This is a genomic window from Pseudoalteromonas sp. APC 3358 (genome assembly GCF_030408075.1).
Lineage (GTDB): Bacteria > Pseudomonadota > Gammaproteobacteria > Enterobacterales > Alteromonadaceae > Pseudoalteromonas > Pseudoalteromonas arctica.
The window spans coordinates 561,894-577,937 of record NZ_JASDCE010000001.1; the positions used below are offsets into that span (position 1 = coordinate 561,894).

Sequence of the window (16,044 nt, forward strand, 5' to 3'; positions counted from 1 at the left end):
GCTTCGCAGTGCGAAGCCTTAAAAAAACCATATGACTATTAGTAACTTAGTTTGGTATTTTTACCATACTAACTTCACCATCACGGGTGTATAAAATTAGCTTATCGTCGGCAACAACTGGCTCAACAAAAAAGCCCGAGCTGTCAAAGTCTTCACGAGATACTAGCTCGCCAGTTTCTTTATTTAGCCAATGTAGGTTACCTTCTTGGTCGCCTAAAGCTAAGTGGCTACCTGCAACTGCAGGGCCTGTTAGGTACCAACCGCGTAGAGCGGGTTGGCTCCAACGTTCAATACCTGAATTTTTATCTAATGCGTAAATAACACCATCGCTATCTACTAAATAAATTGTTTGTGCATCCATCGCAATTTCGCGGTAGCTGCTGTATTCACGTTTCCATACAACATTGCCAGAGCGAATATCTACAGCGGCTAAGTTGCCGTTGTAAGCTATAGCGTAAGCGTATGGACCGCTAATAAGTGGTTGAGTGTCTACGTCAACTAGGCGTTCAAATTCTGATGCGCCTTTAGCAACCGCAATTTCTGCGCTCCATGCTGAGTAACCACTGTCTGAAATTAATACGCTTAGCTTGCCTGTTTCAAGGCCTACTAATACACCACCGTTAGCAACGGTTGGCGAGCTTTGTCCGCGTAATGTTAGTGGTGGAACTTCTTGTTCAAAGCTCCAACGCTCTTCGCCTGTATCTGGGTGAAGGGCTAACAATTTACCAGAGCCTAAATTTACAAATATTAAGCCATCGCCTGCTGTTGGTTTAGACAGAGATTCGCCTGGTACGTTTTTACGCCAAACTTCTTCACCAGTTTCGCGATCAAGAGCAATAATAAAGCCGTGTTCAGAACCAATATAAATTTTACCATAGGCTTGCAAAATACCACCTGATAATTTTGCATTACCGTTGTCAGCCCAAGGCCAAAACGATAAATCTTGGCGTACATCGGTTTCCCATTTTGTATCGCCATTATCAAGCGAAAGCGCTTCTACTTGGCCTTCGCGGCTAGCAACATACACAGTATCTTTGTAAACTGCGGGTGTTAAACGAGAAAAATAATGCTCTACGCCATCACCTACAGATTCTTGCCAAACAACGTCAGTTTCAAATTGGTTTACAATTTCAGGAAGTACTAGTTCATCTTCATCATCACTTGATGAACAACCCATCAATGTTGCCATACATAGGGCAAGGGCTGCTGTTGTAAATTTTTTCATGCCTAAAACCTTATGCCGCTGGGCTAGTTACTGCTAGGTCATCTAACTTAATTTGTAATAGTGGGTTACTTGTTAATCCACCCGCATCTATTGCTGCTTGGTATGCAGTACGTGCTTGATCTTTATTACCTTGCTCAGTGTAAATATCGCCTTTAAGCTCGGCAACGTTTGCATTGAACGCTTCAGGTAATGGTGCATTTAATGTTGTTAATGCATCGTCATATTTAGTTTGCGCAATTTGAACACGTGCTAAACGTGTAATCGCAATTGCTTTTAATTCTGTATTTGGCGTATTAGACACAACCCAGCTTAGCTTTTCGCTTGCTACGTCTAGTTTTTTCGCTTCTACTGCGTCTTTTGCAGCAACGAATGCAGCAAGTGTTGCGTAGTTTGTGTCTTTATTTTCGCTAATAAACGCATCAGCTGAAGATAATACATCGTCGCTTTCAACAAGCGCTGTATATGAATCTGATGCTTTTTCAGCGGTAGTAATTTGGTTTTGGTTATATGCTTTCCAGCCATATAAGCCACCTAGGCCAACAAGTATACCTAGCGCAAGTGAAATGCCGTTTTCACGGAAAAAGCGTTTAATGGCTTCTGCTTGTTGTTCTTCTGTTGAATAAATATCCATTCTTACCTCTAATGTTCGCTTAGCCGTTAATAAGCTCAGCTAATAGCGCTTTAGCTTGTTCTAATTCTAATGTGACTTGTTCTTTACGCTCGCGTAAATACTTGATGGTCACAACGCCTTTTTCTAATTCATCTTCACCAATAATCACTGCAACAAGTGCATCGCTTTTATCAGCACGTTTTAATTGTTTTTTAAAGTTGCCGCCGCCCGCATGTACCATAACGCGTAAACCCGGTACGTCTTTACGTAGTTGCGCTGCAATTGCAGGAGCTTGAATGCTTGCTTTGTCGCCCATTGCTGCTAAATATACATCAGCATTACGACGAATGTCACCTACACACTCAAGTGCTTGTAGTAGTAATACTAAGCGCTCTAGACCCATTGCAAAACCAACTGCTGGCGTTGCTTTGCCGCCAAGTTGTTCAACTAAGCCATCGTAACGTCCGCCAGCACATACAGTGCCTTGTGCACCTAAACTGTCGGTTACCCATTCAAATACAGTGCGGTTGTAGTAGTCTAAACCACGTACTAACTTTTCATTAACCGTATATGAGACGCCAGCAGCGTCTAAACGTTCACATAAATTTGCAAAATGTTCTTTTGATTCAGCATCTAAATTTTCAGACAATTTAGGCGCATCAGTTAAAATTGCTTGTACGTCTGGGTTTTTGCTATCAAGTACGCGTAATGGGTTTGAATACATACGACGTTTTGAGTCTTCATCAAGCACATCAATGTGTTGCTCAAGGTAGGCTACTAACGCATCACGGTAATCTGCACGCGCTTCGTTAGATCCTAGAGAATTTAGCTCTAAACGAACGTGGTCAGTAATACCAAAGGCTTCCCATAGTTGCGCTGTTAATAAAATAACTTCTGCGTCTATATCTGCTGTAGCAATACCAAATGTTTCTAAACCAAATTGGTGAAACTGACGGTAACGACCTTTTTGCGGACGCTCGTGACGAAACATTGGACCCATGTACCAAAGGCGTTGTTCTTGGTTGTATAGTAAGCCATTTTGGTTGCCAGCACGTACGCATACTGCGGTGCCTTCTGGGCGAAGTGTTAATAAGTCGCCATTGCGATCAGCAAAGGTGTACATTTCTTTTTCTACTATATCGGTAACTTCACCAATAGAGCGTTTAAATAAGTCGGTTGATTCTACAATAGGAAAACGAATTTCTTGATAACCGAACGATGCTACTGTCTCGCGTAAAATGTTTTCTACTTTCTGCCAAACTTGTGTATCGCCCGGCAGACAATCGTTCATACCGCGAACTGCCTGAATTTGTTTTGCCACTGATAAATCCTAAATGCTGTTTTTTTGTGTAATGAAAAATGCTTACACAACAAGAATGCTAAAAATTGACCCGTCATTATATACCCAAACGACCCCATGATGCGAGTTTCAGTTGGAATTAAAAGCGATTTAGGCAAGGCATTGATTGAAAGTAATAGTGGTTCTATTGTTAAAATCAATAACGCAGTATAAATCGCTTTTAAACCAACCCGTTGGGCGGTTCACAGACACTTACTCTCATCGTTGTTACTTTTTAAAAGGGATTGCCATTCTTGCAAAGTAACGCCTTGATATTAAGAGCCTGTGAAACGCTGAATTCTGTATCTTGGGGTCGTTTGGGTATCCACTAGCTATAAAGGTAAACGGCAAACCACGGGGTTTGCCACCTTAAACGGTATTTATTCGACTATTTTTATGTCAATCGGTGTTTGGTTCTGCTTTTTCTCTATAAAGTCGCGTACATAACCTTCAAGCTGGTCAACAATGTTGTTGTTATCAATGCGCGCTTTTTGGCGTTCGCCATTTATATACAAACCAGAACGACGATTTGCACCGGCAAGCCCTATATCACTCACAAGCGCTTCACCTGGTCCATTTACAACGCAACCAATTACCGAAACTGACATAGGTTCGATAATATCCTCTAAGCGCTCTTCAAGTTGGTTCATGGTGCTTACTACATCAAACTCTTGGCGTGAGCAGCTAGGGCAGGCAATAAAGTTAATTCCACGCGAACGAATGCGCAATGAATTTAAGATATCAAAGCCGACTTTAATTTCTTGTACCGGGTCGGCAGCAAGTGATACACGCAGGGTATCGCCAATACCTTCGGCAAGAAGCATACCTAAACCTACTGCAGATTTAACAGAGCCTGAGCGCATGCCGCCCGCTTCGGTAATACCTAAATGCAGTGGTTGGTCTATTTCTTTAGCGAGTAAGCGATATGCACCTACAGCTAAAAATACGTCAGACGCTTTTACTGATATTTTAAATTGGTCAAAATCAAGGCGGCGCAATATATCTACATGGCGCATTGCTGATTCTAATAAGGCTTCTGGTGTTGGTTCGCCGTATTTTTCTTGTAAGTCGCGCTCTAGTGAACCGCCATTTACACCAATACGAATAGGAATGTTGTGCTCGCGTGCTGAGTCTACTACGGCTCTAATACGCTCTTCACTACCTATATTACCCGGGTTTATACGCAGGCAATCTACACCGTATTTTGCTACTTTTAAGGCAATACGATAATCAAAATGAATATCGGCAACTAGCGGAATCGTTACTTGCTCTTTTATACTTTTAAACGCTTCGGCTGCATCCATTGTTGGTACTGATACACGGACTATGTCGGCACCTGCATCTTGTATTGCCTGTATTTGTGCAACAGTTGCATCAACATCCATGGTGTCGGTGTTGGTCATTGATTGCACTGCAATAGGGGCACCATCACCAATAGGGACGTTACCTACATTGATTCGGGTGGATTTTCTGCGTTTAATTGGAGATTCTGAAAACATAGCGACTACTCTGCTAGTGGTAATGTAAATTTGGCTAAACGGTTTTGAGGAAATGCAGAAACATCTACAGGTTCACCGTTTAAAGTAATGTCTACAGCGTCATGCTTACCAAGCACAACTGAAAAAGGAGGCGTTCCGCTTACGGTCATAATGTAGCCTGCTTTTTTAACGCCGAATGCTATTTTTTCGCCTTCGCCGTCGTAAATTTCAACCCAACTTTCGCCATTAAAGTTCATGACAATTGTACTGCTAGCATCTTCTTGACTTGCGCTGTTAGAAGCAATAGGAGCCGTTTCTTTAACTATTTCTGGGCTTGTTGATGTTTCACTAGACGTGCTTTGTGATTCTAATAATGATTCATCGTCAATTTCGGCTTGTTGCTGTTGCTCTGAGATACTGGGTTGAGCGGCTTGGCGCTCGCTCATTTTTGAGTTGGCAACGTTTATGTTACTTGTTTGCTCTTCAATAGGTGTCGCGTTTTGCCAAAACCATAAAGCAGATGAGCCAATAACAATCGCTAAAATTAAATAGCTAAAAAACATTAAACGACTGTCGTTTGCTTCTTTTTCTGTACGGCGTGAAAAACTCTGCATATTAGCGGGTTTAGCCGGCTCTGGTGGGGCTGGCATCATTGCTAAAATAGGTGCGCTATCTACTTTTAATTCACGGCAATAGTTTTTTATATAGCCTTTAACAAAAGTAATAGGGCCGAGTAATGTAAATTCATCATTTTCAAGGCGTTTAATTTGAAGTTCAGACAGCTTTAACGGTGCAGCAATAGTCGCTATGCTAACGTTCGCTTGTTCTCTGTGATTTTTTAATATCTGGCCTACAGTTGGCTGTTCGCTCTGTGTTTGCGTATTTTCTTCATTCATAATGTGTATGAGTCTGGATCCACTAGTAAAAGTTTGTGCCCTGGTTTTAGTGCTATATCAGGACTTAATTTATTCCATCGCATTAATTCATCAATTAATACATGCCGCTGGGTAGCTATATCGTAAAGGGAATCACCAGCTTTAATTTCGTAATAAATATTTGGATCGTTTAGGTATATTTTACTTCCATTCATTACCCGATCCGACTCTTTTAGACCATTCCATTGCAGGAGCTTTTGTAGTTTAACATTGTATCGCACCGAAATGCTAAATAGGTTTTCGCCAACAGCAATTACGTGAAATGGCACGCGTAAAGGCGATACTTTAGGGTTAAGCATTGGGAGCTCTGTTTTTTGTACTGCTTCGTAACTTTTAAATTCAATATCTGCATCATTTTGATAGCTGCTATTTTCAAATACAGTTGTATTTTTAGTCGCTTCGTAGAATACCACGTCACTACTATTTTTTTGAGTGGTAACTGCAGGAACTGAATTACTATAGTTACTAGTTTGTTGCGAATTAAACTGGCCTGTTTTAGGTGCGCCAAACGAAATTATTGTAACTTCGTCATCAGCTTTAGTTGGTTGCTTTGCTGCTATAGCTTCTTTTTGAGGTTCGTAAACGGGCTTAGCTTTTTTAGGTGCAGCTACTACGGAATCTGCAGAGTCGTGCTCAGTAGTAAGTGCAAGCATAACAGCCGATGTATCGGTAGGTTTGCTTGGCGCGACGACTTTAGGAACTTCTTCTTTTTGAGTTGTTATTTGTTTTGCTATTACGGTTGCTTCGTCGGCTTGCTTACTGACCGTGTTTTGTACCGCCTTAGCTTGCTTTTCTCTTACTATAACTGGATTTACATCTTGGTTATTTGCTGTTGCGAGCTTTTTATCTGTTTTTTGTTCGTTGTTTGTTACCAAGCTTGTTGAACCGTCTTGTGGTGAACGTTTCTTTCTGATTACTTTTATTTTTGGTTTTGAACTAACGTGCGCGCCGCTTTCGTCATTTTTTAGTTCTTTTAACTGCGCTTTGCGGTATTTTTCTCGCAGTATTTCAAACTCATTAAAACGTGTTCTTTTCTCTTTTAATGCATAGGCTTCGTTACTGCTAGAGTAAGTTTGTAAAATAGTACTGGAAATTTTTTCAGCCTCTTCTATTCTGCCCATTCTGTTTTTTACAAGGTAGCTAAGCATTAATGCGCGAGAAGATACTCGACCTGTGCTTTCGTAGCGTTTTAAAAGTTCACTGGCTTTGTATAAGTCACTTTTTGCGTAATACAGTGCTGCTAAACTAATTAACGTAGATGTACGCTGAGAGCTGTGATTAAGTGCCTGTTGAAAGTAACTTTCTGCATTTTCAAAATCATCAAATTCAATAGCACACAAGGCTAAATTTTCGTAACTTTCGGCAACGCGAATATAACTTGGTACTTCAATGGCTTTTAAAAATTGATCAGTTGCACGATCGTATTCATCAATACCACATAAAAACACGCCGTAGTTATTAAGGGTATTAGGATCGTCAGGCTTTATTTCGAGTGCTTTTTGGTAGGCTTTATCAGCTAGCGGGTTTTCGCCTACTTGTTGATAGTAATAAGCAAGAGAGTAATGTACTTCAGGTAGGTCAGGAGCAAATGCAGCTGCACGTTCTAAATTGTATTTGGCTTGAGAGTTATTACCCGTTTTTAAATACTGTAGGGCTAAAGCAATTCGTGTTCGTGCTGCGCCAGTATTATTAATTTTATTTTCGACGACGGGCTTATTACTGCCGTTATAACTACTTTCGCTAACACAGCCACTTAAGGCAAGTGTTGATAGTGTTATAGCAAGTATAGATCGCATTACCTTATCTCTTTATTTTTAGTCCATGGCGCCTATCTTACCTAAAACCTTTGTTGTTGCATCATTTATTTAAAAATAAACAACTTAACCACCCTACATGACTAATTAACATAGGGTGGTTACAGATTATGCTTGGTGGATATTAACGCTAATTGCGTTATCGTCACGCATTTTCTTTTTAGCTAAACGTTTAGTACGGTCAACTACATCACCTACTAACTGTCCGCAAGCAGCGTCAATATCGTCACCGCGAGTTCGGCGCACAATACAGGTAACGCCTGCTGCTTGTAATACTTTTGAAAAACGGTCAATACGGCTATTGCTTGAGCGCGTGTATTCATTACCCGGGAACGGGTTAAACGGAATAAGGTTTACCTTACAAGGTGTGCCTTTTAACGTTTGCACTAATGCATGCGCCTGATCGGTGCTGTCGTTAATACCGTTAAGCATCACGTATTCAACCGTTACATCTTTATTTGCTTTTGAGCCATCGATATAACGACGACATGAGGCTAAAAATTCTTCAATAGGGTACTTTTTATTAACTGGCACTAAAATGTCACGCAGTGCGTTATCGGGTGCGTGAAGTGAAATAGCCAGTGCTACGTCAATTTTCTCTTTTAGTAAATCAAGTGCAGGTACAACGCCTGAAGTACTTAATGTTACGCGGCGCTTAGATAAACCAAAGCCCCAATCGTCCATCATTAATTCCATTGCTGGCACTACGTTTTTAAGATTAAGTAAAGGCTCGCCCATACCCATCATTACAACGTTAGTTACTGGGCGCTTTTCACTATGACCATCAAGGCCAATATCTTTAGCTACACGCCAAACTTGGCCAATAATTTCAGATACTTTTAAGTTGCGGTTAAAGCCTTGTTGCGCAGTAGAACAAAAAGTACATTCAAGAGCACAACCCACTTGTGATGATACACATAAAGTAGCGCGCTCTTTTTCAGGGATCCAAACGGCTTCTACTTCTTGGCCGCCTTCCAGAATAAGTGCGTACTTAATAGTACCGTCGCTTGCTTGTTGGCGCACAGTGATTTCCGGCGCTACAATTTCGCACTCAGCTTTAAGTTTTTCTTTAAGCTTTTTGTTTACGTTGCTCATATCGTCGAAGTTATCTACGCCAAAATGATAAATCCATTTCATCACCTGGTCACTACGAAACGGCTTTTCACCGAACGATGCAAATAGCTCGCGCATTGCTTCTCGGTTTAAATCTAATAAGTTAATCTTTTTTTGCTCGGTCATGAAACAACCTCAATCGGTGACGGTGGAGATAAAATTTACGAGGACGAATTGTACACAATTCACTCACTTTAATCATTAAGTAAAACATCATGAGTTTCTGATTAATACTTTACGTAATGACTAAAAAAGGGCCCGAAAGCCCTTTTCAATATGTTAACGAATTCGAATTAACGAGTACGTGAACAAAGCTCTTCGTCAGCGAAGAAGTACGCTATTTCGCGAGCAGCAGATTCAACAGCGTCAGAACCGTGAACAGCATTTTCGTCGATGCTATCAGCGTAGTCTGCACGTAAAGTACCAGCTAGTGCTTCAGCAGGGTTAGTAGCACCCATGATTTCACGGTTTTTAAGAACAGCGTTTTCGCCTTCAAGAACTGTAACCATTACTGGACCAGATGTCATGAAAGATACTAAAGCACCGAAGAAAGGACGTTCGCTATGTTCAGCGTAGAAACCTTCAGCTTTCTCTTGTGAAAGGTGAACCATTTTAGCTGCAACGATTTTAAGGCCAGCAGATTCGAAACGGTTGTAGATAGCGCCAATGTGGTTTTTAGCAACTGCATCAGGTTTTACGATTGAAAAAGTACGTTCTAAAGCCATCTTTATGCTCCAATAATTTTAAGTAAAAGTGTGAATATTAACGGGCGCGAATTATACGCGTTTTAAGTGAAAAATCCTAATTTTATTAAAAACCAGTTTGGTTGCCGTTTTGTGATCTCGATCAAACGCAAATTATTGACCGCATTTATACTGCCGCGCTTCTGTTTACTTATTTGTTAATGACTAATCTGAATTCTGCTTGGGATAGATTTATTTTTCAGAGTTTAGGTTAACTACTTATGCAACTGGCTTGAACCCAGTTTGATGTATGGAGCGCACATGTCACCCGTTATTTCTTCAATGCCTTTTATTCCTGAATTACTATGCCCCGCAGGCAGTTTAAAAAACATGCGCTACGCGTTTGCTTATGGCGCAGATGCGGTTTATGCAGGGCAGCCTCGCTATAGTTTGCGTGTGCGCAATAATGAGTTTGACCTTGATACTCTGCAAGTAGGAATTAGTGAAGCCCATGCGCAAAATAAAAAGTTTTATGTGGTGTCTAATATTGCGCCGCATAATGCCAAAGTTAAATCGTATTTACGTGATATAGAACCAGTTATTGCGATGAAACCCGATGCGCTGATTATGTCTGATCCTGGTTTGATTATGCTTGTTCGTGAAAAGTGGCCTGCCATGCCAATTCACTTATCGGTACAAGCAAATGCGGTAAATTACGCGAGTGTACAATTTTGGGCAAAGCAGGGGATCGAACGCGTTATTTTATCACGGGAGCTGTCGCTCGAAGAAATAACTGAAATACGCACACTCTGCCCAGACACCGAACTTGAAGTTTTTGTACATGGTGCGCTTTGTATGGCGTATTCAGGGCGTTGTTTACTTTCGGGCTATATTAACAAGCGCGACCCAAACCAAGGCACGTGTACTAACGCATGTCGTTGGGATTACGATGTAAAACCTGGTGTTGAGAACGAAACCGGCGAAATGGTGCATAAAATTGACCCCAAACAGGTGATTCCTACTCTGGGTGAAGGCGCGTCAAGTAACGATGTATTTATGCTAGAGGAACAAGGTCGCCCTGGTGAGTATATGCCTGCGTTTGAGGATGAACACGGCACGTATATTATGAACTCAAAAGATTTACGCGCAGTACAATACGTAGAGCAGTTAACAAAAATGGGTGTACATAGTTTAAAAATAGAAGGGCGTACTAAGTCATTTTATTATGTGGCGCGCACTGCACAAGTTTATCGCAAAGCAATAGACGACGCAGCTGTGGGTAAACCATTTGATACTAGCTTATTTAAAACATTAGAGAACTTGGCGCATCGTGGTTATACCGAAGGGTTTTTAAAACGCCATGCCCACCAAGATTATCAAAACTATGAATACGGTCACTCTGTATCAACTAAGCAGCAATTTGTGGGTGAAGTACTTGGGCGCTGCGAAAATGGATTAGTTGAAATTGACGTTAAAAATAAATTTTGTACAGGCCACTCCTTAGAGCTTATGACACCACAAGGTAACTTTACTTTTAAGCTTGAATATATGGAAAACAAAAAGGGCGAAAGTATTAGCGATGCTAAAGGTTCCGGTCACATTGTAAAAATCTCGCTAGATGAAGACATTAACTTAGCGCATGCTATTTTAATGCGTAATCTTGAGGAACACCAAGATACTCGTAATCCATTTAAACAAGCTGTTTAGCTACAGCTGAATATAGTTTTTTCAAAAAAATCGGGGTTATAAAAACCCCGAGTTTGCGACTTTATTTAAAATAATATTAATTATTTTTCAAGTTGCTTTAGCTTATCTCTTCGCTCTTTACGTTTTTGTTTTAATGTTTTGCTTGCATGTTTTTTAGGTTTTTCTTTACTCATTACAAATAACTCCAATTAAATATATAAAATTAATAAATAAAAATTGAAATAATTTACTCTATATTTCCTCCTTAATATTAATGGCTATTATTTCCCAAAGGTGGGATTCCCCAGCTTCTTTATATTCAATAATGTGATTTATTTTATGCCCTAAAAGAGCTACCCCAAGAGGAGAGTGAAATGATACGTCACTAATAAAGTGCCTTCGTTGGCTTGGAGGCACTAAAGTTATGCGGCGCTTAAAACCGGTGGTTATATTTTTAATAACCACCGTGCTATTAATTTGTACATGCGGATTGAATTTTGACCAAGGCCGCTGTGAATACTCGACTTCTTGTAGTAAATACGAAAGCTTCAGCGGTTGTAATAGTACCGCTGCGTCTGTGAAGTCATTTTTAGACAGGAAAGATTTTTTACGCTCGAACAGAAAAGAAAGCACGGACTAATCCCCACAAAAACTAAATCGAATTTAAATATATAAAGGTACAGTGTAACTGCCGAGTGTAAGGGTTGCACTCGGCTTAAATTCCGAAGGTGGTATTTGTTTTTAGCAGGTATGTGATTAAATTAAACATATTATCCTCTTTGTTTAAATCAATCATATTGAGTTTAAAAATAAAGTCAATTGAGTTTTAGGTTAAAAATATATTGGCGATAAAATGACAGTTTAAAACTGTTTTTTTATGTTTTTATAAATTCGTTTTTTTTCACTAAATTGTTGTTATTTCTGTGTGTTAGTTGCTCACTATGTGATTGAAGCTAAGCGACTAAATAGTTAAGTGCTATTTATGGGATCTATAGTGCCACTTATGCCTGTTTATAATATTTATAGATTAAATATACTGGTGTTGTTGTTTATTAAAGTGTAATTGTGTGGCTAGTATTTTATTTTTTGAAGCTTAAGCTGCTTATTTTATAGAGTAGAAGCTAGGTATCGGGTAACGCTCTTGTAGTGGCTACGTGCTTTACTGCTGAACCTTTATGTAATAGTCATTGCATTCAACAATGTTAAATAACCACTTTTTATTCGGGTTTATCAAAGTAAATTATAAAGGGTCTCACTTATATGTGGATAATTTTTGCATTACTCGCCACTGTTTTTTTTGGTGCGCGAGGAATAATGTACCAATGGACGTCACAAAAAAAAATTAATCGTAATTTATTATTATTCGGTGTTTTTTTTGTGGGATTTATAATTAGTGCGCTAGGTACTGTGGTGTTTGAGCACACATGGTACGGCTGGGCTGATATTACGGTTGGGCTCGCTTTAGGTTTTGGATCTTTTGCGGCTAATGGGTTTTTGCACAAAGGGTTTTCGGTTGGGAAAGCGTCTTTAATTAGCATCCTGTCGGGGTTAACGCCTTTATTTGTACTTTTATTTGCCTTTTTATTATGGCAAGAAACCTTAACTGTTATTCAATTAATCGGCTTTTTTATTATTTTTGGCGGCCTTTATATTATTCGCTACTCCAGCGATATCTCATTAAGTAATTTACAAGGCGCGCAATGGGGATTACTCGCGGCACTGTCTTTTGCATTTAATGATTTAATGGGTAAGCAATCAACGCTTCTTGAGGCTGATACGTTTGCAACTTTAACGTCTATGTTTGGTTTTGGTAGCTTTCTTTTTGCCGTTAGTTGGTTAGTAAAGCGTAAAAAAATGCTAGCAGAGCAAGGCTCTTCTCAAGCGTATTGGTCTGCCGGTAAAACATTCTCATGCGGGTTACTTATTGGTTTAACAAATGTAGCTGGCATGGTTGCAATAATATCGGCTTTTGCTATTGGTAATACAGGGCTAGTTTCAGCGATTTCAGGTATGAATATTTTAATTATTTTGTTGTATTCACGCATCGTTCTAAAAGAGTCTTTTACACGCCAAGAAGTTATAGGATTAACAACGGCATTTTTAGGTGTAATCGTACTAAGGCTTAGTTTTTGAAAGATGAATTAGCTTAATTACTTTGCTGTGAAAAGCCTACACTGCTACATTTTAGTGAAGTGTTGCAGTGTATGCTCTATAAGTAATCGCACTCGATAAGGGATTTGTTTTCTGTCGCGATAAAGCATAGAAAATGGCTGCCCTTTGCTTTGCCAATCAGGAAGAATGCGTTTAAGCTTTCCGGCTTTAATAAGTGGTAATGCTATATAATCAGGGATGTAGCTAATACCCACACCAGACTCAACTGCTTGTTTCATCATTTGAATTTCATCAACTTCTAATCGAACATGTGTGTTTGGATTAAAACTGTACTCTTCACTCGTTTGCTGATTTTTTAATTGCCACGGTACCAACCCAACGCACGTAACTTTTGATTGCTCTTCTAATTGCTCAGGATGAGTGATGGATTGATAATCATAGTCAGGATGAGCACACAATACATTATGAGTAAGCTTTAGTTCTCTAATAACCCAATTATCAATAGCAGGGTTTCTTACTCTAAACGCTATATCAATCCCTTCTTTTTCAATATCAATAAGGTTATTTGAAAAGCGTAAATCTAGTTGAATATCGGGATACTGCAGTAAAAAATTACAAAAAATAGCACTTAAAAAATGTTTACCCATGTAAATGGGTGCGCAGATCCTAATTTTCCCTTTAGGTTGGTCTTTCTCATCACAAAGTGCTTGCTCTATACACTCTACTTCATCGAACAGTTTACGATAGCGATCGTAATATAACTCGCCAGTATGCGTAAGTGTAACTCGATGGGCATCTCGATTTAGTAACGTTAATTGCAGAGCTTGCTCTAATAAACGTATTCTACGGCTCAAAGTTGATAGTGACATATCAAGGCTTGTTGATGCTTTTTTAAAGCTACCTAGTTTTACTATGGTGCAAAAGTAACGTAAATCATCGAGAGAATAACTAGCTGCCATCAGAACTACTTTATTGTTTAGGATGTAGACAATATTAACAGCGACGCTTTAGAATTTCATTAGAGAAGCCAGAAGTTTTTATTGATAAAGATCAACAAAGAAAAAGTCAATAAAATGCATAATTTAACGCTGTTAATCATATAATTTAAAATAAAGCAGTAAATGTTCTATTTTTTCATTTTTTGTTTTATATGAACTTTAATTGGAAAGGCTAAAAAGTGGCTCTACTCATAAATAGTAAATGCATTAACTGCGATAGTTATAAGGCTTTTAATTAAATCTTTATAAAACAAGGTGTTGCTTTGTCGTGCTATGGTTTGTGCTACGATTTTTAGAAATTTATAAGCACCTGGCTAGTATCTTAAAAACAGCCTTAAAAGGCAAATTGTATTAACTGAATAGTTGAAATTTTAGACTTGTAGAGTCTTTGAATCTTATATTTGTGTTTTGTAGGTTATAGAATTAATTTGGAAAAGAGAATTGGTAGTTAATAAAAGTAAAACTTAGATTTTTCTTTTTTAGTCCTGACCATAAAGTGCCTTTTAGGGATTTTTAAGCTGCATTTTGGGCCTTAAAGTAACTTGTTGGTCACTTTAACTACCGTCGGCTATATCAAAAAAGTTAAGTTTTTTACTTAATCTACTTTCTTAGCTTGTTTAACAAGCTTAATTAGAATTATCGTCAACACAGCAGCTGGTAATAGCCATATAAAATCACTCATTTTAAATTCTCAATATTTGAAACAATATCTTAACCTTAATGTTTTTGAGGTGTTTTGCAAATTTACGTCGTTTGTATATTACCTTTCAATTTTTCTCCTCACTTATGCCTAGTTAGTTTTAGGACAAATAATTAGGAAAAATCATGAAAGATCAAAAGTCACCGTTTATACGCCAATATGTACGCGCTAGTAAATCCCCCTGGGAGGATGCTTCCACCATTTTGCTATTAGCTGATGTTGTTGATAAGCAAGAACTTGAACTGGGCTTCACCAATTACGTTTATTTACACCGAGATAGCGTGGGGAGTGTTTTGGGTATTAGTATTTCTCAACAGTTACTAGCTGCTAATCCTGAGTTTTCAGAGCGGTATTTTGAAGGTATTGAAATGTATGCCTTTTTACTCATACATATTGAAGACATAACGAACTTCTGCAATTTATTTTCTGCAGAATTTGAGCAACTGTTTATGCTAAAACCAAATGCGTTTTTTGCAGCTGCAGAAGACAGTTGGTTACGGTTAATAGAAAGCTCATAAACTCTAGCGAGCCTTTTGGCTCGCTTTTTAATTTTAAAGATTCTGATCCAATTGTGTTTTAAATAAATAATTTAAACTCACAAAAAAGTCACTATTTCTCCCTGAAAGTGCCTATTTAATAGTAGCCTCACAATAAGAGGAGTAAATAATTATTAACGGACAATAATTATTAAGTTAATTTTAAATAAGGAAATTCTATGACTTGCAGATATACCTCTACTCTAGACATTATCACCCTGTTAGAAGATGTCAAAACGGTTGTAAGGGATAACGATCATAAAATAAATAAACTCATGCTAAGTGCAGACAACCCTAACTTTAAAGGCTTTTGGGCTATTGTAGAGCCTCAAGTTTTTAATAAAAAACACCTTAATTATCGTGGCGTAAAAGTTCTGATATATAAATTAATGATTTGTTTAATAAACGATGTACATCAACCCGTAACAGCATATCCTGATTACGATGACGAGTTTTATGAAGAGCCAGATCAAGCCTTTAGTGATGCGCCAGAAGAACGCTTTGATTCAGTTTTTGATAGCAAGTTCGAGGATGAATTTGAAGACCACTATAAAAATGATATTGAAAATGAATTTGTTGACGAGTTTGAGCAAGATCGTATTGATCGTAATATCCAAGATTCAATAAACAGTCTTCTAAATAAATAATAAAGGACAAATATAAGTTATTTTAATAATAAAATAACTGCCTAATCATTACCCCTAAAATATGCCATGAGTCATTATTTGCAGGCTCACTGCTTAAGCTGAAATCTGGTTTAAGCAGCTCAATCTCATTAATAGAGATTACACCTCTAGGGGAAGGCGTGATGCAAA

The 16,044-nt window shown here is 38.6% G+C and carries 14 protein-coding genes; 4 read left to right on the forward strand and 10 right to left on the reverse strand.

The genetic code is table 11. From position 1 onward, the window contains the following. Window positions 1-46: 46 nt before the first annotated feature. From bamB to ndk, 8 genes are all read right to left on the reverse strand, one after another. Complete coding sequence (bamB, locus tag QL995_RS02460) at window positions 47-1,225, reverse strand: outer membrane protein assembly factor BamB (RefSeq protein WP_007583433.1); 1,179 nt, start codon at window positions 1,223-1,225, stop codon at window positions 47-49. A 10-nt stretch (window positions 1,226-1,235) separates the two neighbouring features. Further along, entirely contained in the window at window positions 1,236-1,856 is a 621-nt protein-coding gene (locus tag QL995_RS02465; RefSeq protein ID WP_007583431.1) for a tetratricopeptide repeat protein, read from the reverse strand. A 19-nt stretch (window positions 1,857-1,875) separates the two neighbouring features. Further along, window positions 1,876-3,156, reverse strand: coding sequence for a histidine--tRNA ligase (gene hisS, locus QL995_RS02470; RefSeq protein ID WP_007583429.1), 1,281 nt, complete (start codon window positions 3,154-3,156; stop codon window positions 1,876-1,878). A 398-nt stretch (window positions 3,157-3,554) separates the two neighbouring features. Beyond that, window positions 3,555-4,673 carry a flavodoxin-dependent (E)-4-hydroxy-3-methylbut-2-enyl-diphosphate synthase gene (gene ispG / locus QL995_RS02475; protein ID WP_010554970.1) on the reverse strand — a complete coding sequence of 373 codons (1,119 nt, stop codon included), beginning with the start codon at window positions 4,671-4,673 and terminating at the stop codon, window positions 3,555-3,557. Between the two features lie 5 nt (window positions 4,674-4,678). Next, a complete protein-coding gene (locus tag QL995_RS02480; protein ID WP_101216262.1) occupies window positions 4,679-5,548 on the reverse strand; it encodes a RodZ domain-containing protein in 870 nt (289 codons plus the stop codon). Next, window positions 5,545-7,383 (reverse strand): type IV pilus biogenesis/stability protein PilW, encoded by a 1,839-nt coding sequence (gene pilW / locus QL995_RS02485; protein WP_290292371.1) that lies wholly within the window; start codon window positions 7,381-7,383, stop codon window positions 5,545-5,547. The genes QL995_RS02480 and pilW overlap by 4 nt, the downstream gene beginning before the upstream one ends. Before the next feature lie 126 nt (window positions 7,384-7,509). Beyond that, window positions 7,510-8,640 (reverse strand): bifunctional tRNA (adenosine(37)-C2)-methyltransferase TrmG/ribosomal RNA large subunit methyltransferase RlmN, encoded by a 1,131-nt coding sequence (locus tag QL995_RS02490; RefSeq protein WP_007583420.1) that lies wholly within the window; start codon window positions 8,638-8,640, stop codon window positions 7,510-7,512. Between the two features lie 167 nt (window positions 8,641-8,807). Next, entirely contained in the window at window positions 8,808-9,239 is a 432-nt protein-coding gene (gene ndk / locus QL995_RS02495) for a nucleoside-diphosphate kinase (protein WP_007377442.1), read from the reverse strand. 279 nt (window positions 9,240-9,518) lie between these two features. On the opposite strand from ndk, the gene yegQ reads away from it, so the two are divergent. Next, on the forward strand, window positions 9,519-10,904 hold the full coding sequence (yegQ, locus tag QL995_RS02500) for a tRNA 5-hydroxyuridine modification protein YegQ (protein WP_290292377.1): 1,386 nt from the start codon (window positions 9,519-9,521) through the stop codon (window positions 10,902-10,904). Window positions 10,905-11,135: 231 nt separating this feature from the next. On the opposite strand, the gene QL995_RS02505 is transcribed toward yegQ, so the two are convergent. Continuing rightward, on the reverse strand, window positions 11,136-11,516 hold the full coding sequence (locus tag QL995_RS02505) for a GreA/GreB family elongation factor (RefSeq protein WP_290292380.1): 381 nt from the start codon (window positions 11,514-11,516) through the stop codon (window positions 11,136-11,138). Window positions 11,517-12,143: 627 nt separating this feature from the next. Between QL995_RS02505 and QL995_RS02510 the strand changes: the two genes are divergently transcribed. Then, complete coding sequence (locus tag QL995_RS02510; RefSeq protein ID WP_290292383.1) at window positions 12,144-13,016, forward strand: DMT family transporter; 873 nt, start codon at window positions 12,144-12,146, stop codon at window positions 13,014-13,016. 44 nt (window positions 13,017-13,060) lie between these two features. Here the strand turns inward: QL995_RS02510 and QL995_RS02515 are convergent, their stop codons facing one another. After that, the gene (locus QL995_RS02515) at window positions 13,061-13,954 is read right to left on the reverse strand and encodes a LysR family transcriptional regulator (RefSeq protein WP_290292385.1); all 894 of its coding nucleotides are present in this window, start codon (window positions 13,952-13,954) and stop codon (window positions 13,061-13,063) included. Window positions 13,955-14,818: 864 nt separating this feature from the next. On the opposite strand from QL995_RS02515, the gene QL995_RS02520 reads away from it, so the two are divergent. Together QL995_RS02520 and QL995_RS02525 are read left to right on the forward strand one after the other, a co-directional pair. Next, entirely contained in the window at window positions 14,819-15,211 is a 393-nt protein-coding gene (locus QL995_RS02520) for a hypothetical protein (protein WP_290292387.1), read from the forward strand. Between the two features lie 197 nt (window positions 15,212-15,408). After that, complete coding sequence (locus tag QL995_RS02525; protein ID WP_290292389.1) at window positions 15,409-15,876, forward strand: hypothetical protein; 468 nt, start codon at window positions 15,409-15,411, stop codon at window positions 15,874-15,876. Window positions 15,877-16,044: the final 168 nt, after the last annotated feature.